This is a genomic window from Actomonas spartinae (assembly GCF_051209155.1).
GTDB lineage: Bacteria > Verrucomicrobiota > Verrucomicrobiia > Opitutales > Opitutaceae > Actomonas.
The window spans coordinates 1466142-1485902 of the sequence record NZ_JBPJGB010000002.1 but is presented as its reverse complement, the minus strand read 5'-3'; the positions used below and the strand labels follow the sequence as shown (position 1 = coordinate 1485902).

The window sequence follows — 19761 nt, the reverse complement described above, 5'->3', positions numbered from 1 at the left end:
TTCACAAGTCCGTGTATTTATCCGAACGCCCCTTGGCTTTCTCGACCGGATACTTGACCGCATTGGCCGCCATCTTGCGCTCGATCGCCGCCGCCAGGTCGATGCCGGTCATGTTGGCGAATTCGATCGCATAGATCACCACGTCAGCCAACTCCTCCTCGACTTTTTGCCGCTTGGCCGGATCACGCATCGCTTCGCGCGACGATTCCGAGCTGCCCCACAGGAAGTGCTCCATGAGCTCCCCGGCCTCGGCGGCCAGCGCCATGCTCAAATTCTTCGGCGCATGAAACTGCTCCCAATCTCGCTCGCGCGCGAAGGCCAGCACCCGCGCCTTGATCTCCGCCAAAGTCGTCGCGTCGTCACTCAACGTGCTCATGACCGGACACCCTGAGTAAATTAAACCTGGCTGACAATTTTGTTACCCAAGAAACCTCAATGTGATTCGTTTATTCCTGCACTGGCCTGCACTTCTTACCCTCTCGTTCGCCGTGCCCATGTTTCTCCGGTTTTTTGCTTTCTCCGTCGCAGCTTTGTGTCTTGCGACTCGCCTCCCCGCCCAAACCCCTCCGCCCCTCTGGCAGCAACTCGCCGCCCAAGGCCGCGCCCTCGCCGCCGAAGGGTCCTGGACGCTCGCCACCGAACGACTGGCCGCGGCGTTGGCGGCGGCACCAGCCGATGCGGATACCCGCGAACTGCGCCTGGACTACATTCGCGCCCAAGTGCCCGAAGTGGAAGCCATCCGAGATTGGTTTAAACGCTCTCCCCACGTCGATCGACTCCAGCAAGAGGTTGAGACCTACCTTCCGCGTTGGGATTGGGAGGAGAATCCGCCGCTTTCCTTGAACGACTACGAACTCGCGGTGATGGAAACTCGCATCGAGGTGCTACGCGTTGCGGGTCGCGGCGAAGCTTCCGCCCACCTTATACGCGTGGCCAACCTGCTCGGGGAGCAACCCGCTACTCCCATCAACCTAGCCCGGTTAACCGGCTTTGTGCGTCGGCAGACGAAGAGCGGCGAGTGGCTTTCGGGCAAAACGCTCAAACAACTTCGCCCCATCCTCCGGACCTTGCGCGAACACGCTCCGACGAAAGATGATCGGGTTTGGGCGGCCTTCGTTCTCACCGCGTGGATGGATCACCGCCAGTTTGGCGTCAAAGCCCAGTTCCGCGAGTGGCAGGCAACCCGCAAATTGGCGGCCGGAACCAGCCTTGAGACGACGTGCGAAATTGGGTGGTTTCTGTGGCGGGTCCAAACGGGATGGGGCGCCACCGGCTCCCTCGGAGAGCCCGCGGATATAGACGCCCTCCTGGCTCAAGCCCGCGCGCTCAAAGCAGACTTATTGCACGACCGGAACGCCGAAAACCGATCTGAACATCAGCGGAACCTCGATCGCCTCATCCGACGTTGGAGCGACCCCATCATGCGGCTGAATGTCGCCCGACACTACTTACCGGACGCACCAGTTGATTTCAGCTATGCGGTAGCGGGAATCACCGCGCTTCACGTCGAGCTCTTGCGCCTGGATCCCTATGCCGCGAAGGAAGCCGGGGTGGTGTCGGAACTGACCTTGGGCCTCCCCGGGGAACCGGTCGGCGAATGGGTCATCCCGATCGATGCGGAGGGATCGGCCAACTGGCATACCGCGATCCATCAACTCACCCCGCACCCGTCCCCGGGCTACTATCGGTTCAAAGTGCGCGGTATCGCGCCCGATGGATCGGTCGCCCGAGAGGAGACGACCAACTTCACCATCGGCGCCTACCAAATTCAGATGGTCAGTGCCCCGCTGGCGGAGACGCCCGACGAGTTGCTGCTGCTCGATGCCAAGACCGGCGAACCCGTGCCCAACACGCCGGTGCACGGGTTTGCGCGGCCGTTCAATGGAGAGGTCGTGGAGTGGTCCTTCACCACCGATGTGAACGGCCGGGTCCAGGCTCCCCTCACCCACCGCGAAGACCCTCGCCAGGTATCATCCCACGTCATCTACGGCGAAGCCGAGGGCCAGGTGTTCGTTATCACAGACTACAACGCGCTGAGCAGGGACGGCTTGATCGGCGACCTGATCCTCGACCGCCCGCTCTATCGACCCGGCGAAACGCTGCATTGGAAACTGATCCTGCGCAATCGCTCCAACGGAGTGTGGCAGGTCCCGACCGGCTCCTTCGGTCTCAAGCTATTGGATACCAATCACGTTGACCTGTTCGTCGCCGAGCAGCTGCACTTGGATGCATACGGTTCGGTGGACGGGGAGTTTGACCTACCGCTCGATACCCCGGTAGGAAACCTGCAAGTGCTGCTGACCTTGCCCGACGGCCGCATCACCGGGATGGACGAACTGTGCATCGTCGATAACTACGTGCCGCCGGCTATTAACGCCAAAATCTCCTTCGCAGGCGAACCGGGAGGGCTGCGCCAAGGCATGGATATTCCTCTCAAAATCAGTGCCCGCTACCTTTCCGGCGACCCTGCGGTGGGCGCTACTGTGGAGGTCAGTGTCATCGTCCGCACGACCTATCGACCGAACACTCCGCGCGGGAACCGGCTCGAACCGGTGACCTTGCAAGGCGTGACCGACAAAAACGGGGAAGCGGTCCTGAACTGGATATCACCGTTCTTTTCCAACGATGCCCTTGAAACTGATTTCTCCGTCATCGGGCACGTGCTCCCACCTGGTGGACAACCCGTCACGATCACCGCTAACTGGCAACTGACGCCCTCCGGCTACAAAGCCACGATCGATCAGGATAGGGTTCCCCTGCTCGCGGCTCCGGGCGAAACCGTAACGCTGACGGGCGAGATCAGGGACGGCAGCGACGAACCGACATCCTTCCACGGTTGGGCCGAGTTGGTGCGTCGCCAGTGGCGGGCCATCTACCTGGATGAGCGCGGTGAGGTGGTGGATCGATCCGCCCTACCCGACTTTCAATACCATCACCCCATGCCGGAAGGTTGGGCCAAACTGCACGAGGGCTACGTCGAAACCGTGGTCGAGAGCCACGAGCTCAACATCGCACAGGGTCGTTTCGCCCTGGAGATTAAAGCGCCCGACGCCGGGTTGTATCAATTGCGTCTATACGATCAGGAACGCCGCGCTCTGAACGAGGCCAACGACGAAACCTTCCCCTCCTTGTCCCGGCAGAGGGCGTGGCGCCACCAGCTTTGGCCCCCGAATCAAGTCACCCCCTTTGTGTTGGTGGTCGCAGACCAAGACACGCCCTCCCTTCCGCTCCCGGGCAAAGGCTCGGCCCTCTTCCTCAACGATCACGCCATGATCGGTGACACCGCGCACGCTCTTGTGAAACTTGAGGACGCCTCGCAGCCAGCGGTGCTGACCGTGGCGCGGGAAGGCAGCACCGATTCACGTATCCTGCCAGTGGGTCCGCCCCTGCGCTGGGTCGACCTTTCGGCCTTCACCGACCAGCCCGGAAATGTGCTGGTGAAAGTGTTCAACCTGGACCGACACCAGATCGCCGGAGGACAAATTGAAGTCGAGGCCCCAACCGCCCCCCTACAGTTGGACGTCAGGGTGCCCGCTCAAGTGCTTCCGGGTGAGACGACTACCGTTTCGGTCAAGACGACGGATGCCGCCGGCCACCCCGTGCCGGCGCAAATCCTCCATGCTGTGGCGGACGATGCCGTCCTGCAATTGGTGGCCGGCATGCGACCGGGTGTAGCTTCAGACACCGCGCCTTGGCTTGCCTTCAACAGCGCCGCTCAATTCGTCGATGCACAGATCCACCGCTCGATGCGGCTTCGCGCCGAGGAGCTGAAACCGATCCCGGACGGGCGCCCTGGTGCGATCATTCGCGTCACCAGCGGCGTCAACGCCGACGGTGAAGAAGAACTCGTGGAACTGAGTGCGTTTGCCGTTTCCGACCCTTCCGCTGCCCAGGGCTACGCCTCCAGCGCGTCGCTCAGGCTGGCCGGGAGCGGCATCTACTATGACGAAGAGGCGGTTGGAGCCTTCCAACAGGGATTGGAGCCCCCGCCTTCGCCAGCCAACTCGAACGGAACCGCTGCTCTGCCGCGGCTCCGCAAGCACTTCGCATCCACCGCGGCCTGGATTCCGGCTGCCGAAACCGACGCCCAAGGACAGGCAGAGCTGCAGTTTACCTATCCCGATAACCTCACTTCCTGGAACCACGATACGTATGCGCTCACCGCCGACGGCCGCACCTTCGCCACCGCCACCGCGACCTCACGCACCGAACTGCCGCTACAAGCTCGCCTCCAAACGCCCCGCTACCTCATCGCGGGCGATACCAGCTTCACTTCGGTCAAACTCGTGGACCGCTCAGGTCAGGACAGCACCGTCTCAACGACTCTACAACTAACCGTCGACGACGACCGGCTCGGGCCGGCCACCCCAACCACCGCCACGACCCCACTCCCCGCTGACTCCGAGGCCATCGTGTGGTGGCCGTTGAATCCCCCGAAACCCAGCCAGCTCCTGCTCACCGCCAGCGCCACCCGCGCAAACGACGCGGACGCCATGCAGTTGCCCCTTCCCGTGCTCGAAGACGGCATCCTGCAACACCTCGGCGCCACGGCTCGTCTCGGCCCCGGAAAGCCCGCAGTGCGATCCTCCCTTGAACTGCCTTCGCCACTTGATCCCGCCCGCACCACGGCAACCCTGCATCTCTCCACCAGTCCGGCCATCGCGGCACTGGACGCGCTCCCCTACCTGATCGACTTTCCCTATGGTTGCGTGGAACAGACCATGAGTCGGTTCCTGCCGGCCGTGATCGTTTACAGCACCCTGACGAAAATGGGGCTCGATCCAGCTGAAGTTGAAGCCCGTATCCTGGGCCTCGAAACAGCCGCCGAGGTGCAACGACGCTTGGATACCGCCGGCCTGAGCCAGCTCGACGAAGTCATTCACCGCAGTCTGGAGCGACTGAGTGCCGCCCAGGACGCGGGTTCCGGCGGTTGGGGTTGGTGGCCTGGCAGCGACGAGGACGATCCCTGGATGACCGCCTACGTCACGTGGGGTCTCGGTCTCGCTCAGCAGGCCGGACTCGCCCTCGACGAAGAGATGCTGGACTCCGCCGTGGAACGCTGCGCCGAAATCGCAGCATCGCTCGAACATGCGCTCGATCACCGCGCGTGGGCTCTCGCCGCCTGCGCCGCTCAGGCTAAGACCCCAGCGAACCTGGAGATCGAAGCAACGCTCGGTTCAGTTTTCACCCAGCGAGATGAGCTGACGCCGTCTGCCCGGGCCGCATTGGCAATTGCGGTCGCGAAATTTGGCACCGACGGACAGCGCCAAATCATCACCCGCAATCTCGCCAACTTCACCGTGAAAGAGACCAGCGATCTCGGCCCCCTCGTCCACTGGGGCAGCATCAGAGGACATCGCAGAGCGCTGGAGGGCGCACACGAAGCCACGGCACTTTCCGTCCTCGCCCTGCTCGACCTCGATCCCGACAACGCCCTCATCCAACCTGCAGTTGCTTGGCTGAGCCTGAACCGCCGGAGCGCACATTGGGACAGCACCCGTTCCACCACTTTTGCGGTGCTCGCCCTCACTCGTCAGTTGGTCGCCGACTTCGAATCTCCAGCCACCAATGTCCCGATTGAAGTCCGCTTGAACGGAAAGAAATTCCAAACACTCGCGCTCTCTGCGCGCACCGTGCTGGAGCAGCCTCTCCGCGTATCCTTGCCCCTGGACGCCCTCAAGGCCGGTCGCAACCAGATCGAACTGCGACGCCTCTCCCGCGACGATCAAACTCCCGTCTATGCCACCGCCCTGGCGGAAGCATGGGCGACCGGCGAGAGCGTGAACGCGGCGGGTCACGTGATCACCGTCGAGCGTGATTTCGAACGCCTGATTCCTTCCCCCACGGTTTTGGGGCCCATCCGCTTCGAACCAAGCCGACTCGCTTCCACCGAATCCGCCGACGCCACCGATCAAATCAATATCCGCCTGCGCCTCCGGGTGCCGCAGGAGCTGCACTACCTCATGGTCGCGATTCCTAAACCCGCTGGCTGCGAACCGCTGAACCCCCTCAGTGAATGGGACGTTTCTCTGAGACAAGTGACCTCAGACAAATCGTCGCACGGCGAGACCAGCGAACGCATGCTCTTTCGGGAAGAACACGACGACCACAGCGCGATCTTCATCGATCATATCGAACCTGGCGAATGGGAGCTATCCTTGGGGCTCCGAGCCGTCACCCCGGGAGACTATCGCGCACTCCCCGCGACTGCCGCAGCCATGTATGTCCCGGAGATCACCGCCAACAGCGACGCACAGCGCGTCCACATCAATACCCCTTAGACTTCACTCGCTCGTCGCGGTCTTGTCTTTTCGCACCCGCCACCAGCCCGCGAAGATACTGCCAATCACCGAGTGCATCGCCGCTGAGATCGCACAAGGCACCGCCGCCACGGCAACGCCCGTGCTCGCGTTGACGAAGTGCCGGTTGGCCAGGACCACGCCGAGGCCCGAGTTTTGCATGCCCACTTCGATCGCCACCGTGCGCGCCGACTTCGTTGGCAGCCGCAACACCCGCGCGAGCGTGTAGCCGATGACGAAGCCGCCCAAATGCAACAGAAACACTGCCAGCAGCAGCGGCCCGAAACTCGCCTTCACCTCCTCCACCCGCTGACCGATGATGCTCGCGCAGATCATCGCGATCACCACGACCGAAACCAACGGCGCAACCGGCAGCACCTTTTGCATCGGTTTGTGGAGGCAACGGTTCAGCACCACGCCCAGCACCACCGGGATAAAGACCACCTGAATCGTGCTCTGAAACAGGCCCCACGCATCCACCGGCACCCGCGTGCCGACCAGGGTCGCCGTGAGCAGGGGCGTCATCACGGCCGCCGCCAGGGTCGAGCACGCCGTCATGACGACCGACAGACAAACGTCCGCCCGCGCGATGAAGGTCACCACATTCGACGCCGTCCCACCCGGGCAGCAGGCCACCAGCACCAGGCCCACTGCGTATTCAGTTGGCAAGGACAACGCCCGGCCCAGGCCCCAGCCGAGCAACGGCATGATCGTGTATTGGGCCACGAAGCCGATCGCCACCGCCTTTGGCATCGTCCGGATCGCGCGGAAATCCTCCAGCGTGAGCGTGACGCCCATACCCAACATGATCACCGCCAGTCCCCACACGATCCAAGGCCCGCTGAACCACGTGAATGCGTCCGGCACCATCATGGCGGCACCGCATAAAACCAGCACCCACAGCGGAAAAGCGTTCGTCAACCAAGCGAGGATTCGGGGCAGGGGCATGGCTGGAAGCTGGGCGCTCCGCGCGCGGCCGTCACGAAATCTTCACCTCAAAAAACGCCTCCGCACTTGGCACGGCCTGTGCATTGGCCGTTAGTGAAAGTATCAAGAATCACATGACGCTCGTCACGACCCAGTCCAATCCGCTTCTCGCCGCTGCCACCATGCAGCGCGGCGCGGTGGCCTGTGGTCAACAAGGTCATGTGTCCGTGCAACGTTGGCAGAAACACCAACGCGGCGCGGGCTTTCAGGCCTAAACCTTTCCGACTCACGGATCTCGTTTAGCTCACCTGAAAAGCCCGGCCGCCCGAAAAGGCCCGAGGTCCGTAAACTTCACTTTTCCAACCGTTTCCTGTCATGAACAACATCACCCTCCCTCCGACGTCCGCCGCGAAGTCCCGTCTTGCTGAACCCGTCTCGGCCTCCGAGTCCTTCCGCACGCCGCACTTCGACTGCGAGACCCTGCCCGATGCCTTGAGGCTCATCGTGTATGTGCCGGGAGTTCAGCCCTCCGGCGTGGAAATCGCCACCCGCGGGCCCGATCTCACCGTCACCGCACGCAAGACACATGTCGTGCGAGCCAACTGGAAATCCATGCATGTCGAGGGTGTGCAGCGCGATTATTTGCTCAATCTCCGCCTCGGGCGGTCGTTGAACTTCATGGCGCTGCAGGCAGACCTCCACGACGGAGCCCTCACCATCACCATCCCCAAGCGGAATGGCGCGACGATGACCGGCTTCACCGCGGAAAACGTCCGCGCCGCCTAAGCCGGGGCAAGGACCAAGGCCCCGCCGCTTCCCGCGTGTTCGCAAAAAACACGCGGGAGGCGGACTTTTTTCTAAAGTCAGTGGAGCTTTGACCGATGATCTCTGTCTGAGAGGGCGTTCGGATGAACCAAGCGCCTCCTCTTCAGACCATGGACGCGCCCCTTCCCCCTCCACCTTCAACCGCTGACATCAAGCCCTCCGTGCAACACGTCGTCGAATCCCAACCCAAGGTCGACACCATCTGGGGACGCCCCATTTTCCGCGCCCCCGAGATCAAGTCTTTCGCCCCCCGCAAAAAGGAAAGTTACTTTCCGCAGAAGCCGTTCAAAGGCCGCGTCCGCGAAAAGCGCTCCGCCTGATTCAGGCCTCCGGTCGTCCGTGCCCCGCTCTAGTTTCGTTTAGTAGTAGTTCGTGTAATCGTCCCGCTGGACCTCCCGGTCCGCGGGACGTTTTCGTTTCTGGATCTTGCCTGTGGCTGCGAGCGCGAGCGAGTGGCACCGCCCGCCAGCACCTCTACCGCTCCGGCGACAACCACCGCAGCGATCCCGCGCCGCCCGCCGCCTGCGCCAAGGTCTCCCCCAGCCACGACATCATCGGCGCGACCGCGGCATCCAACTGCCACGGCGGATTCACCACCATGAGTCCGGCACCGCGCATTTTTAACTCGGCCGCCGGCCCCGCGACGGTCAACTCGGCGGTCCACGCGGGCGGAAAGTCTGGGGCATCCGCGAGCTTGAGAAACGCCGGCGCCCCGGCCCGTTCGGTCAGGGGATACCAAATCGCAAACGTCCCCCCCGGTAGCCGCCGCAGTCCCTCTTGCAAAGCCTCAGCCACCCGCGCCGACTCGTGCTCGACTTCGTAAGGCGGATCGACGAGCACCAGCGCCCGTCGCTCCATCGGCGGCAGGCAACTCCGCACGGCTTCGTAACCGTCACGCAGCTCGACCCGCATCCGCCGCGCAGTCCGCAACGCCGGGCAATCCGCCAACGCCTCCGCCTCCGCCGGATGCAGTTCGCACAGCACCGCGCGGTCCTGAGGACGCAGCTTCGCCGCCACCAGGGCCGGCGAACCAGGATACGGTCGCGCGATCGCAGACCGCCCCTGTGCAAAAGTAGTCACCGCCGCGGCGTAGTCCCGCACCGCAGGCGGCACCGTCGCATCCTCCGATTGCACCGCGTCTGCGATACGTCCCCAACCCGCCGGCCACTCCGGCGCCCGCGCGAGGGTGTCACCGTGCTCGGCTTCACTCAGGTCATAACTTCCCCGCCCCGCGTGCGTATCGAGAAAGAGGAAACCCTTTTCCTTCCGCTGCATGCCGGCGACCAAGGCCAGCACAATCGCGTGCTTGGCGACATCGGCAAAGTTGCCCGCGTGGTAGTGATGCCGGTAGTTCACAGACGGACTTTGACGACTGTCTTGTGCGCCAAGACCGGCACCGTTCCGGCCGCGAGCGAAGGTTTGTGCGCATCGCCCGGGAAGAAAACCGCCACTTCCCCCGGCGCCACGATCCACCGCGAAACCGGCGTGCGATCGGCGAGGAAGACGAGATCCTTGTCTGCCAACAGATCCTCCGTCACGTCGAGTCCGGCGCGCGCAGTCACCTCCATGGCCTCTTCACCGGCCAGCACCGCCTGCAAATCGACATATTGATCGTGCGCTTCAAACCGCCCGAAGCCCGGCAGTTTGCCGGTGTAAACTTGCTCCAACGCAAAAACCCCGGCGGCGAGATCCACCCGCTCCGTCACGCCCTCCGCGATGCCCATGATGCGCGCGTGCACCGCCGATTGCGGATTGAGCGCCTCGCGCAAGTAGGCCATCGCGGCGGCAAAGCGCTCGTTGGACGCGAGTTGTTGTTCGATCAAATCAAGGGTGCCCCAGATGGCCATGCCGCGCACTCCAGCGCCACGCCTCGCAGTCAGCAAGCCCTGACCTACGCTACTCCGGCATCACAAACAGACTGTCGTCCACCGGCGGGTTGGCTTCCATCCAATTCAGCTCGGTGTCGCTCACGAGCTCCTCACCCGCCCACACCAATATCTTGTGCGGCAGGATCACGCCCTGCACCGGGCGGAAATCGCCAAAGAAGGTCTGCGTCTCGCTGCGGGCTCCATCGGGGCGCAACTGCACCCGATCCTGCCGCACAATAAAGTAGGTGTCGGCGGCCAGAAACAGCACCGACTGATCACTGGCGCTGCGCGTCGCGATGAGCTTCACCACCGGGCGGCCCCCCACCTCATCCTCACCGGCGTAGTCCAACACATAGCCGCGCTCCTCCGGGTTGAACAACGGGTCATCGAACTCTGACTCCAGCTTGAACGCGCCGGCCAGCGCCGGCGGCATCGGGCGCGCTTCTCCGTCTTCTCCGGCTTGAATCCAAGGTTCCCCCTCACCGTCCCACGCCTGCACCATCAACAGTCCGTCGGCTTCAATCTCGATGCGCACCGCATTGGGGCGTCGTGCCCACATCTGAAATTCCAACTCCTGCCCGCCGGCCTGCGTTTGCCCCGCCGTGCGCAACGCCGCGAGTCGAGTCAAGCGGTCGACGCCCCCGATCGCCTCCACATGAATGCGGGCAATGTCCTTCGCCACGTTGGAGTCGGGTTCGGTCTGCGCCCTCAGGCCCCCGACCACCAAACTCACGCTGAGGAACAAGCTCGCAAAACGCATCTGCATGGCGGGCATCACAAACGCCCCCGCCCCCCCGGCACAAGCCTGTTGCCCCGGCGCCCGATTTACCCTGGCTTCGCGCTCGTCCATGCTACGCATCCTTTCCGACCTGCACCTCCGCGACGCCTCTTGCCGCATCCGCCGCATCGAGGACCTGCAGCCCTTGCTGGACGGGGTCGACGAGCTTTGGCTCAACGGCGACACCTGCGACAACCAGACCGGCATGGATACCGCGACGCTCGACGGCATCCGCCGCTTTTTCACCGATCGCGTGGCCACGGTGCGCTTCCATACCGGCAACCACGACCCCGATATCTCGGTCCACCACGACGCCAGCACCGCCGACGGTCGCCTCTGGGCCACGCACGGCGATGTGTTCCTCGACACCATCGTGCCATGGAGCCGCGTCCGCGACCAACTCGCGCAGCGCGTGCGCGACCAACTCGACGCCGATCCCGCACTCGACTTCACGACCTTCGCTGGCCGCATCGCCGCCATGCGGCGCGCCTGCATCGGCTTCGGACGCGAGTGCGATCCCGAGCGCAACGATCCCGGGCACCGCCTGCGCCGCTGGTTCACGGAGTTTTTTCCACCCCGCCAACCGCTGGCCATGATCGACACCTGGCTCACCTTCCCGCGCCACGTCGCCGAGGCGACCGCGCGCTGGCGGCCCGAGGCTCGCATCGTGGTTACGGGCCACGTGCACTTTCCGCGCACCTGGCGGCACGAGCACCTCACCGTCATCAACACCGGCGCCTTCACCGGTCCGGTTGGCGCCCGCGCCGTCGACGTCCAGGCCGATCGAGTGGAGGTGCGCCGCATCCGTTTCAACGCCGGTGCTTGGCACGCCGATCGGGTGCTCCACACGATTCCGCTGGCCACCGCCTGAGCTCCAACCCTATCGAAGCCTCATGAGCAGCATGTTCGAATTCGGTTGGTGGAACCGCGACCCCGAGGAGGGCAAATACGAGGTCAAGGCGTCCTTCCACGGCGGCCGCCTGTCGTTCCGTCGCCACCAGGGCCACCACACCCAATGGGAAGATCACACCCCGAGCGAAGACGACTACGATCGCTTGCTCAAGGAGGCTGCCAAACGCGTCCCGCGGCGTCTGATCTCACTCAAACAAATGGCTCAGCTCGAAGCCCTCGTCGCCCGCGAACGCGAGAAGCGCCGCTGAGTCAGCCCAGCTTACCCTCGCCCACCAGCCGCCACCAGATGTGCCGGAACGCCGGCGCGAAGTCGGCCGGGCCTTGCTCAATCGCCAGGCTTACCTCGCTCGGCGTAAACCAACGCCCCTCGTCGATCTCCGCCGGATGCAGCTCAAACGGCCCCTCGTGCTCCAATTGGTAGACCCAAACAAACTCCCAGCCGGTCGCTGCGCAGGCTTCCTCGTAAATCCATCGCCGCGGCGGCACCCCGCCAAACACGCCGATTTCTTCACCCAGCTCCCGCACCGCCGCTCCGTCATACCCCTCCCCGGCATCAAGATGGCCCGAGCAGGACGAGTCCCAGCATCCCGGCGCCATGTCCTTGGCCATGGAGCGTTTCTGCAGAAACACCTGCCCCGCCGCGTTGAACACCAAGACGTGAATCGCCCGGTGCCACAGCCCCCGCCGGTGCACCTCCGCGCGGGTCGCCTGCCCGATCACCCGATCCGCCTCATCCACCACATCAAACAGCTCGTCCGCGCGCTGGGCCTTTACATCGTCACTCATGTGTGGCCCCTTCGTTGCCCAAATTCGTTCGTTCTTCCATGCCCAAAATTGACGTAAACCAAGTCGCCGAGATCCTCAAACGCAACGAGGTCGATCCCAAGGTGCTCAACCAGATCGTTTCCGAAATCAACGCCGTGCTCGAACAGGAGGCCGGCGAGGAGAAGCCACCGCCCATCAAGAAACAGTGGTGCATCCTCATCTCCGACCCCGAGGACAAACTGCCGGCGGACACCGATTTTGCCGGCTGGGTCGTGCAGATTCCCGAGGGCGAAAGCCCCGCCTCGACCCAGGAGCGCATCCACCGCGCCACCTACGATTTCAACGCCACCAAACGCGGTCGCCTCCTACCCGCCACGACCGTCGGCGAAGCCCTCGAAAACGTTGCCGCCAAACACTTCAAGGAAGCCAGCCTCTGGGTGAAGACCAAGGAGCCCGTGCTGATGCTGCGCACCAACAACAAGATCCCGACCGAGAAGACCGACAAGGACGCTCGCTGGGGTCGCTCCGGCTAATCCCACTCGCTTCCGCCGCGTAGCATTTCAGCTTTTAAGCCTTTCAGCGTTTCCACCATGCGCTGGTTTTTCGCGCTCAACGAGGCCTCGGCCACCTTCTGGGACTACGCCAACCTCGCGCAGGTGGCCGTGCACTCGGCTCGACGCAACACCAGCCTGCAACCCGTCTGCCTCTACGACGGCACCGACAACCCGCTCACCGCCTGGCTCGAGAAGCTCGGGGTGCCGGTCATCCGCCGCCGCACCTTCCTTCATCGCTGGGTCACCAACCTCGCCCCCATTCCGCGCGGGGCCTACCTGCGGCTCGAGATTCCCGCGGTCTGCCGTGAACAGGGTTGGGACGACACCCACGCGCTCTACACCGATTGCGACGTCGTCTTCCTGCGGGATCCGAGCGAGGAACTCGCCGCGCTGCAGCCGCAGTTTTTCGCCGCCGCCCCTGAAAGCGACCGGGCCGACTTCACCCGCTTCAATAGCGGCGTGATGTGGATCAACCTGCCCGCGCTCGCCGCCGAGCACGATGCCCTGCAGGCCACCATCAAAGCACACCTCGCCGAAGCCATTGCCCCGCCCTACGACCAGGCCGCCCTGCAACGGCACTTTGCCGGCCGCACCGATCCGCTGCCGCTGGGCCTTAATTGGAAGACCTACTGGGGCTCCGCCACCGACGCCGCCATCCTCCACTTTCACGGCCCGAAGCCGGCACAAAAGTATCACGTGCTCAACCACCGCGTGCCGGACTACGTGCAAGGTCTCGTCACCCCCGACTACTTCGATGCCTGCGCCACTTGGGACCGCCTCCTCGCCGAGGCGCTGCAGGAAAATCCGTGGCCGCGCGAGGTGAGCTCCGGCATCGCCGACGGTTTCGACAACTCGGTCGCCACCGTCGAGTCAGGACTCGGCGACCTTGAAGCCGCCCGTCCCGAAGCCCATCAATCCGCCACTCGCTGGGGTCTCGCTCCCGCCACTCGTCTCACGATTCAGGCCACCGCCGGGCAGTCGCTGCGCCTCGAAGGCGTGCTGCAAACTCCGCTCGAAAACCAAGCGGTATCCGTCCGCCTCAACGGCTCGCCCATCACCCACCTTTCGCTGCCGCGACCCAACGACCCGGTGACACTCAGTCTCGACCTCCCGCCGGCCAACGGCCCGCAGGAAATCGTCCTGCACTACGCCCACCACTTCGCCCCCGGCGGCGCCGACCCCCGCCAACTCTGCGTCAGTTACCGCGCCCTGCGCGTGCGCGACGTGACCGCCTAAAGCTGGGTTCGAGTCGACCATGTGGGCAGCCCGCTTGCGGGCGCTGCGTTGCCCCCCGTCGCCGCCCCTCTCCCGCCTACTCGCCCAGTCCCGCGAACATCCGCAGGTTAAACCCACGCTCGACGAGGGCCTTCTCCAACGCGTCCAAGTCGAGCTTGTCGCCCAGTTTGATCCCCAGCTTGGCAAAGCCGCCCTGCTTCAGTTCCAGGGCATACTGGATATCACTGCGAAACGATCGCACCGTGGTTTCATCGTAGGGGTGCATCGGATACACCTCTCGCAGCACACCGTCACCCGAGAAGTAGCCGATATCGAGCGGCGTCGGTGTGTTGCGCATCCAGAAACTCATCTGCTCCGGCGCCCGATAAACAAAAATCATCCCCTGTTGGTCGGTCAGGTCCCGCCGTCCCATCAGGCCGTGCTGCATTTCGGTCGAACGCACCGCCAGCTGCATGTCGACGCTCACCCCGCCCACTTTGATGGCAAACCAGTCTTTGACGGTCTTCGGCGGCGCCGACGCCTCCTCCTTCGACTGACCGCAGGCCGTGAGAAGCACGACGCCCAGGATCGCCAGCCAAGCGCTCCACCGCCACGAAACCGGATTTGCATTTTTCATCATCGCGTTGGCTAATCACGCCAGATTCCGAATTCAACCTCCTTACCATTTCCGCCGTGCCAAAATCCGCCCTGCTCTTCTTCGACGAAACCCAACGTAGCCTCGATCTTCGCTACTTCTGCGGTTTCGAGGTGCATGACCCCTTCATCGCCGTGCAGGTGGGTAAAAAACGTTACGGCGTGCTCAACGCCCTTGAGTTTGGCCGCGCCCTCAAGGAATCCACCTTCGACGAGATCATCCCGCTGGAAGAGCTCACCGCCGCCGCCCAGCAAGCCGGCGTGGCCCAGCCCGCCCCGGCCGACCACATCATCGCCCTTGCCCGTCGCTTGAAGGTCAACGCCTTCGACGTGCCGGAAGATTTCCCATCCGCCTTGCTGGTGCGTTTGATCGACCAGGGCATCGACCTGCAGGTCATCGACGGCCCCGTTTTCCCTGAGCGCGAAATTAAGAGTGACCAGGAAGCCAAATGGATCCGCGAAGGCAACCGCTGCGCCGCCGCCGGTTTCGCCGCCGCCGAAACCGTGCTCCGCGCTGCCGAAATCAAGGGCAAGCGACTGATCTACCAAGGCAAGACGCTCACCAGCGAAACCGTGCGCACCGCCATCCAAACCGCCTGCATTGAGGCCGGCGGTTTCCCGGCCGACACCATCGTGGCTGGCGGCGACCAGGGGTGCGATCCGCACTGCCGCGGTTCCGGCCCGTTGCGACCGCACGACCTCATCGTCATCGATATCTTCCCCCGCATGTTCAAGAGCGGCTACTGGGGCGACATGACCCGCACCTTCCTGCGCGGCGAACCCAGCGATGCCCAACGCAACCTCGTCGCCGCCGTGGCCAAGGCCCAAAAGGCCGCACTCAAAGCCGTGAAGGCCGGAGTCTACGCCGACGCCGTGCATGCTGAATCCAACCGCGTCTTCGACGAACTGGGCTACAAGACCGAGCGCACCGCCAACGGTGCGGTCGGCTTTTTCCACGGCACCGGCCACGGCCTCGGACTCGCCATCCACGAGGCTCCCCGCCTCGGCTCGGTGCACCGCAAACTGCGCAAAGGCACCGTCGTCACCGTCGAGCCCGGTCTTTACTACCCCGGCCTCGGTGGCTGCCGCATCGAGGACGTCGTGCAAGTCACCGCCGCGAAGCCCAAGAAACTCAGCAGCTACAGCTACGACTGGGTGCTCTGAAGCGATGCGGGCGCGAGCGCCTCGCCTACATTCCAAGAACAATACCGCCACGCAGGCCGGTCGCTTGCCGGCGCTCCGCTTGCCTCTCGGCTGCCCCGCTTACTTTCGCCCGATCCAACCTTTGCGCCAAAAGTAGAACGCCAGTCCCGCCGAGATCGACAGACACACCGCCCAAAACACACCGTAGCTGTATCTCCAGGCCAGCTCCGGAATGTGCTCGAAGTTCATGCCGTAGACCCCGGCCACAAAGGTGATCGGGATAAAAAACGAGGCCATGATTGTGAGCACCTTCATGATCTCGTTCATCCGGTTCGACACCGCCGACATGTAGAGGTCATTGAGGCTCGCCGCCTGCTCCCGATGCATCTCCACGATTTCCATGATCTGCAGGGCGTGGTCATACACATCGCGCAGGAACGTCCGCACCTCCGGGTCCACCAGCGCGGTCTCCGCGCGCTGCAATTCATTCGCCACCTCCCGCAGTGGCCACATCACCCGCCGCAGGACCGACAGCTCCCGCTTCACGCCGTGGATCGAGCGCTGCACCGCGGGTCCGGGATCGTCCAACACGAGGTCCTCGAGATCCTCCAGCCGTTCCCCGTAGGTCTCGAGAATCGGATAAAAATGATCCACCACCGCGTCGAGCAGGGCGTAGAACAAATACGACGTATCCAGTGATCGGAGACGCCCGCCCGCCCGCTTCAGGCGCTCCCGGATCGGCCCCCACACGTCGCCCGGGATCTCCTGAAACGTGATCACCGTGCGCTCGTAGAGCAGCATGCTCACCTGCTCCTGCTTCAAGACCTCGCCCTCCAGTCGCATCATGCGCACCACCGTAAAAACGTGGTTCTCATAGAGCTCCATCTTGGGCCGCTGCGAGGTGCGCAGCACGTCCTCCGCGGTCAGGGTGTGGAATTTGTATTTCTTGCGCAGCTGATTGACCACGTAGGGGTGCAGGCCATCGACATTGATCCACCGAGCGGTCGACCAATCCGGCCGCTTGGAGGCATGAAACTCGTCCGCCGTGCCCTCATTCCACTCGATGCGCTCGGCGTTGTAGTCGACCCAGTAGATCCGCACCGCCGTCGGATCCGGCGGCTCGTCGACCCCCGCCATGTGCTCGATGCCGGGCGACCCACCGGGCGTCGCCTTGGGCGCGCTGACGCTGGCAAAGGGATTGGAAACGCTGAGGTTGGAGATCAACCAACGCCCCAGTTGGCCGACGCCTTTGAGCGGGTTAACCTTGCGCTTGGTGGGGGTGTCGTCGGGCACGAGCGGCAAACAAAGCTGAAAGCCGCCGTTAATCAATCCCGTGCACAGACTTGTCCTGCCGCTGACGCTGGCTTCATGTCGGGCATGCCCGAACTCGCCGAGGTCGAATTCTACCGCAAGCGCTGGCACCTCGCCGGTGCCGGGCAGCGCGTGACCAAGGTGCGGGCACACGCCGCCAAAAAAACCTTCCGCGAGGCGCCCGCCCGCTCCATCCAGCGCAGCCTCCAAGGCGCCCGCTTCGTCGACTCCAGCGCCGCGGCCAAACAAATGGCCTTCCGCTTTGATCACGGCGCTTGGCTGGGCGTGCACCTCGGTATGAGCGGCGAACTGTCCACCGCGCCACTCGGCACGCCCGCCGGCAAACACGACCACCTCGTGCTCGATCTGGAAACCGTTTCGCTCGTTTTCACCGATCCCCGCATGTTCGGCGGCGTGCGTTTTGACCGCGGCCCGGAAGCACCCGACTGGTGGGCTCGGATCGCCCCGTCGTTGCTTTCCGCCGCCTTCACCCGCCAGGCGCTCGCCGACTTCCTGCGGCGCCGCGCCCGCGCCCCGCTCAAAGCCGTCCTGCTCATGCAGGAGCGTTTCCCCGGCATCGGCAATTGGATGGCCGACGAAATCCTCTGGCGCGCCGCCATCCACCCGGCCCAACCCGCCGGCTCTCTCACGGCCGACGAGATCAAAACCCTCTACCGCGAGATCCGCGCGGTCTGCCGCAACGCCCTCAACAACATCGCCGGCGCCGGTGACCTTCTCCCCCACGACCTCAACGTCGGTATTCCGAATACCTGGCTTTTCAACCACCGCTGGCGCGACGGTGGGCTTTGCCCGCGCACCGGCGTCCACCTCGCCCGCGCCGAAATCGGGGGGCGCACCACCTGCTGGTCTCCGGCGCGTCAATCCCTGCGCGAAGCATGAGCGCTCCCAAACAACGCCTCGACGAGCTTCTCGTTGCCCGCGACCTCGCCACCTCGCGTGCCCAAGCCAAGGCCCTCATCATGAGCGGCCGCGTGCGCCACGGCACCGAGCGCCTCGACAAGCCGGGCAAAACCTACCCCAACGACATCGAAATCGAGGTCGAGCAGCCCCCGCGCTTCGTGAGTCGCGGCGGCGAAAAGCTGCAGGGTTTCCTCGATCACTTCGCCATCGACTTGACCGGCGCTCAGGTGCTCGACGTGGGCGCTTCGACGGGCGGTTTCACCGACTGCGCTCTCCAGGCCGGCGCCGCCGCCGTGGTCTGCGTCGATGTCGGCCGCGCCCAGTTGCACGCCAAACTTCGTGGCGATCCATGTGTGACCAACATCGAAAAACTCAACGCCCGCCACGTCACCGCCGCCGACCTGCCCCGCGCCGACTACGACGCGATCGTGATGGACCTGTCCTTCATCTCCCTGCGCCAAGTGCTCCCCGCCGTCTGGCCCTTGCTCACGGTCGGGGGGCGTTTGATCGCCCTCGTCAAACCCCAGTTCGAAGCCGGCAAGGCCGAGGTCGACAAGGGCCGCGGCATCATCACCGATCCCGCCGTGCAACAGGCCGTGCTCGACGGCATCCGTGAGTTCGCCCTCGGTGAACTCCCCGGTGCGGCGCTCATCGGCACGATGGACTCGCCGATCCAAGGCACCGACGGCAACCGGGAGTTTCTGCTCGGACTCACCAAACAATCGGTGCAGTAATCGCCTGCCCATGACACCGCTCCGTCAGCTCGCCTTCGTGATCAACGCCCAAAAGGACGGCGCGGCGGAAATCGCGCACGACCTGATCACGCTCGCCGAAGCCGCCGGCGCGACCGTGAAACAAACCACCGATTTTCCGGTGGCCGACGACTACCTTCAGGGCTGCGACGCCTGCTGCGTCATCGGCGGAGACGGCACCCTGCTCGGTGTGGCCAAAGCCGCCGCGCTTTCCGGCGTGCCCATCATGGGTGTCAATCGCGGCAGCCTAGGCTTCCTCACCACCTTTTCCGCCGAAGAGGCTCGTCAGCACCTCGGCGACATTCTGGCGGGGGACTACGCCATCGCCGAACGCGCCCTGCTCGACTGCAGCTCCGCCCCTGGTCAGCACGACCTCGCGCTCAACGACGTGCTCATCAAGGACGAGAACCACTCACGCCTCGTCGAACTCTCGGTCTTCGCCGACGGCGAATTTGTCACCACCTACACCTGCGACGGTCTCATCTTCTCCTCCCCGACGGGCTCGACCGCCTACAACCTTTCCGCCGGCGGCCCGCTCATCCATCCCGACGCCGAGACCATCGTCCTCACCCCGATCTGCCCACACACGCTGAGCAACCGCTCCATCATCTTCCGCCAAGAGGTGAAACTGCGGGTCACGCCGCGCCAACGCGACGCTTGCCTGCTCGTGGCCGTTGATGGCCAGCGCAACATTCGCATCTGCGAGGGCAGCCCCGTGGACATCACCGTATCCAGCAAACGCCTACGCTTGATCCACCGCACGGCCTACGACCACTTCGCCGTCGTGCGCACGAAACTCAAGTGGTCCGGCGGCGTTACCAACGGAAGCTGACCCGC

Annotated in this window: 20 protein-coding genes; 12 read left to right on the top strand and 8 right to left on the bottom strand. The window is 64.1% G+C overall.

The features are described from left to right. Position 1: 1 nt before the first annotated feature. Positions 2-376 carry a nucleotide pyrophosphohydrolase gene (locus AC0MRV_RS13775; protein ID WP_472765064.1) on the bottom strand — a complete coding sequence of 125 codons (375 nt, stop codon included), beginning with the start codon at positions 374-376 and terminating at the stop codon, positions 2-4. Positions 377-530: 154 nt separating this feature from the next. On the opposite strand from AC0MRV_RS13775, the gene AC0MRV_RS13770 reads away from it, so the two are divergent. After that, positions 531-6281 carry an alpha-2-macroglobulin family protein gene (locus AC0MRV_RS13770; protein WP_472765063.1) on the top strand — a complete coding sequence of 1917 codons (5751 nt, stop codon included), beginning with the start codon at positions 531-533 and terminating at the stop codon, positions 6279-6281. Positions 6282-6284: 3 nt separating this feature from the next. On the opposite strand, the gene AC0MRV_RS13765 is transcribed toward AC0MRV_RS13770, so the two are convergent. Beyond that, positions 6285-7247 carry a bile acid:sodium symporter family protein gene (locus AC0MRV_RS13765; RefSeq protein WP_472765062.1) on the bottom strand — a complete coding sequence of 321 codons (963 nt, stop codon included), beginning with the start codon at positions 7245-7247 and terminating at the stop codon, positions 6285-6287. Positions 7248-7360: 113 nt separating this feature from the next. On the opposite strand from AC0MRV_RS13765, the gene AC0MRV_RS13760 reads away from it, so the two are divergent. The 3 genes from AC0MRV_RS13760 to AC0MRV_RS13750 all read left to right on the top strand — a co-directional run bounded on the left by AC0MRV_RS13760 (position 7361) and on the right by AC0MRV_RS13750 (position 8371). Further along, positions 7361-7501, top strand: coding sequence for a hypothetical protein (locus AC0MRV_RS13760; protein ID WP_472765061.1), 141 nt, complete (start codon positions 7361-7363; stop codon positions 7499-7501). A gap of 100 nt (positions 7502-7601) precedes the next feature. Then, on the top strand, positions 7602-8012 hold the full coding sequence (locus AC0MRV_RS13755; RefSeq protein WP_472765060.1) for an Hsp20/alpha crystallin family protein: 411 nt from the start codon (positions 7602-7604) through the stop codon (positions 8010-8012). A 149-nt stretch (positions 8013-8161) separates the two neighbouring features. Then, positions 8162-8371, top strand: coding sequence for a hypothetical protein (locus tag AC0MRV_RS13750; RefSeq protein ID WP_472765059.1), 210 nt, complete (start codon positions 8162-8164; stop codon positions 8369-8371). Positions 8372-8525: 154 nt separating this feature from the next. On the opposite strand, the gene AC0MRV_RS13745 is transcribed toward AC0MRV_RS13750, so the two are convergent. From AC0MRV_RS13745 to AC0MRV_RS13735, 3 genes are read right to left on the bottom strand one after another with little or no spacing between them, the layout of a single operon-like run. Then, positions 8526-9407, bottom strand: coding sequence for a 23S rRNA (adenine(2030)-N(6))-methyltransferase RlmJ (locus tag AC0MRV_RS13745; RefSeq protein WP_472765058.1), 882 nt, complete (start codon positions 9405-9407; stop codon positions 8526-8528). Then, entirely contained in the window at positions 9404-9898 is a 495-nt protein-coding gene (locus AC0MRV_RS13740; RefSeq protein WP_472765057.1) for a NanQ anomerase/TabA/YiaL family protein, read from the bottom strand. Before AC0MRV_RS13740 ends, AC0MRV_RS13745 begins: the two co-directional genes overlap by 4 nt. A 49-nt stretch (positions 9899-9947) precedes the next feature. Continuing rightward, the gene (locus AC0MRV_RS13735) at positions 9948-10685 is read right to left on the bottom strand and encodes a hypothetical protein (RefSeq protein ID WP_472765056.1); all 738 of its coding nucleotides are present in this window, start codon (positions 10683-10685) and stop codon (positions 9948-9950) included. A gap of 82 nt (positions 10686-10767) precedes the next feature. Between AC0MRV_RS13735 and AC0MRV_RS13730 the strand changes: the two genes are divergently transcribed. Together AC0MRV_RS13730 and AC0MRV_RS13725 are read left to right on the top strand one after the other, a co-directional pair. Then, a complete protein-coding gene (locus AC0MRV_RS13730; RefSeq protein WP_472765055.1) occupies positions 10768-11568 on the top strand; it encodes a metallophosphoesterase family protein in 801 nt (266 codons plus the stop codon). A gap of 22 nt (positions 11569-11590) precedes the next feature. Next, a complete protein-coding gene (locus AC0MRV_RS13725) occupies positions 11591-11857 on the top strand; it encodes a hypothetical protein (RefSeq protein ID WP_472765054.1) in 267 nt (88 codons plus the stop codon). A 1-nt stretch (position 11858) separates the two neighbouring features. On the opposite strand, the gene AC0MRV_RS13720 is transcribed toward AC0MRV_RS13725, so the two are convergent. Continuing rightward, positions 11859-12395 (bottom strand): NUDIX hydrolase, encoded by a 537-nt coding sequence (locus AC0MRV_RS13720; protein WP_472765053.1) that lies wholly within the window; start codon positions 12393-12395, stop codon positions 11859-11861. 38 nt (positions 12396-12433) lie between these two features. Between AC0MRV_RS13720 and AC0MRV_RS13715 the strand changes: the two genes are divergently transcribed. Both AC0MRV_RS13715 and AC0MRV_RS13710 read left to right on the top strand, forming a co-directional pair. Then, positions 12434-12907: a hypothetical protein gene (locus tag AC0MRV_RS13715; protein WP_472765052.1), complete on the top strand. Its 474-nt coding sequence runs from the start codon at positions 12434-12436 to the stop codon at positions 12905-12907. 57 nt (positions 12908-12964) lie between these two features. Beyond that, positions 12965-14164 (top strand): hypothetical protein, encoded by a 1200-nt coding sequence (locus tag AC0MRV_RS13710; RefSeq protein ID WP_472765051.1) that lies wholly within the window; start codon positions 12965-12967, stop codon positions 14162-14164. A gap of 76 nt (positions 14165-14240) precedes the next feature. On the opposite strand, the gene AC0MRV_RS13705 is transcribed toward AC0MRV_RS13710, so the two are convergent. After that, entirely contained in the window at positions 14241-14783 is a 543-nt protein-coding gene (locus tag AC0MRV_RS13705) for a DUF192 domain-containing protein (protein WP_472765050.1), read from the bottom strand. A gap of 53 nt (positions 14784-14836) precedes the next feature. Between AC0MRV_RS13705 and AC0MRV_RS13700 the strand changes: the two genes are divergently transcribed. Next, positions 14837-15961, top strand: coding sequence for a M24 family metallopeptidase (locus tag AC0MRV_RS13700; RefSeq protein ID WP_472765049.1), 1125 nt, complete (start codon positions 14837-14839; stop codon positions 15959-15961). 99 nt (positions 15962-16060) lie between these two features. Here the strand turns inward: AC0MRV_RS13700 and corA are convergent, their stop codons facing one another. Next, complete coding sequence (gene corA, locus AC0MRV_RS13695; RefSeq protein ID WP_472765048.1) at positions 16061-17233, bottom strand: magnesium/cobalt transporter CorA; 1173 nt, start codon at positions 17231-17233, stop codon at positions 16061-16063. An 84-nt stretch (positions 17234-17317) separates the two neighbouring features. Here corA and AC0MRV_RS13690 point away from each other — a divergent pair, with 84 nt between their 5' ends. The 3 genes from AC0MRV_RS13690 to AC0MRV_RS13680 are packed head-to-tail and all read left to right on the top strand — an operon-like array spanning position 17318 to position 19756. Then, on the top strand, positions 17318-18151 hold the full coding sequence (locus AC0MRV_RS13690; protein WP_472765047.1) for an Fpg/Nei family DNA glycosylase: 834 nt from the start codon (positions 17318-17320) through the stop codon (positions 18149-18151). Then, entirely contained in the window at positions 18148-18906 is a 759-nt protein-coding gene (locus AC0MRV_RS13685; RefSeq protein ID WP_472765046.1) for a TlyA family RNA methyltransferase, read from the top strand. The genes AC0MRV_RS13690 and AC0MRV_RS13685 overlap by 4 nt, the downstream gene beginning before the upstream one ends. Positions 18907-18916: 10 nt before the next feature. Continuing rightward, positions 18917-19756 carry an NAD(+)/NADH kinase gene (locus tag AC0MRV_RS13680; RefSeq protein WP_472765045.1) on the top strand — a complete coding sequence of 280 codons (840 nt, stop codon included), beginning with the start codon at positions 18917-18919 and terminating at the stop codon, positions 19754-19756. The last annotated feature ends 5 nt before the right edge of the window (positions 19757-19761 follow it).

Excerpts from the sequence above, each read along its gene's own strand:
- AC0MRV_RS13685 (WP_472765046.1), top strand. The coding sequence starts at position 18,148 with ATGAGCGCTCCCAAACAACGCCTCGACGAGCTTCTCGTTGCCCGCGAC.
- AC0MRV_RS13750 (WP_472765059.1), top strand. The coding sequence starts at position 8,162 with ATGGACGCGCCCCTTCCCCCTCCACCTTCAACCGCTGACATCAAGCCC.
- AC0MRV_RS13755 (WP_472765060.1), top strand. The coding sequence starts at position 7,602 with ATGAACAACATCACCCTCCCTCCGACGTCCGCCGCGAAGTCCCGTCTT.
- AC0MRV_RS13710 (WP_472765051.1), top strand. The coding sequence starts at position 12,965 with ATGCGCTGGTTTTTCGCGCTCAACGAGGCCTCGGCCACCTTCTGGGAC.
- AC0MRV_RS13730 (WP_472765055.1), top strand. The coding sequence starts at position 10,768 with ATGCTACGCATCCTTTCCGACCTGCACCTCCGCGACGCCTCTTGCCGC.
- AC0MRV_RS13680 (WP_472765045.1), top strand. The coding sequence starts at position 18,917 with ATGACACCGCTCCGTCAGCTCGCCTTCGTGATCAACGCCCAAAAGGAC.
- AC0MRV_RS13775 (WP_472765064.1), bottom strand. The coding sequence starts at position 376 with ATGAGCACGTTGAGTGACGACGCGACGACTTTGGCGGAGATCAAGGCG.
- AC0MRV_RS13760 (WP_472765061.1), top strand. The coding sequence starts at position 7,361 with ATGACGCTCGTCACGACCCAGTCCAATCCGCTTCTCGCCGCTGCCACC.
- AC0MRV_RS13725 (WP_472765054.1), top strand. The coding sequence starts at position 11,591 with ATGAGCAGCATGTTCGAATTCGGTTGGTGGAACCGCGACCCCGAGGAG.
- AC0MRV_RS13715 (WP_472765052.1), top strand. The coding sequence starts at position 12,434 with ATGCCCAAAATTGACGTAAACCAAGTCGCCGAGATCCTCAAACGCAAC.
- AC0MRV_RS13735 (WP_472765056.1), bottom strand. The coding sequence starts at position 10,685 with ATGCAGATGCGTTTTGCGAGCTTGTTCCTCAGCGTGAGTTTGGTGGTC.
- AC0MRV_RS13740 (WP_472765057.1), bottom strand. The coding sequence starts at position 9,898 with ATGGCCATCTGGGGCACCCTTGATTTGATCGAACAACAACTCGCGTCC.
- AC0MRV_RS13765 (WP_472765062.1), bottom strand. The coding sequence starts at position 7,247 with ATGCCCCTGCCCCGAATCCTCGCTTGGTTGACGAACGCTTTTCCGCTG.
- AC0MRV_RS13705 (WP_472765050.1), bottom strand. The coding sequence starts at position 14,783 with ATGATGAAAAATGCAAATCCGGTTTCGTGGCGGTGGAGCGCTTGGCTG.
- AC0MRV_RS13720 (WP_472765053.1), bottom strand. The coding sequence starts at position 12,395 with ATGAGTGACGATGTAAAGGCCCAGCGCGCGGACGAGCTGTTTGATGTG.
- AC0MRV_RS13690 (WP_472765047.1), top strand. The coding sequence starts at position 17,318 with ATGCCCGAACTCGCCGAGGTCGAATTCTACCGCAAGCGCTGGCACCTC.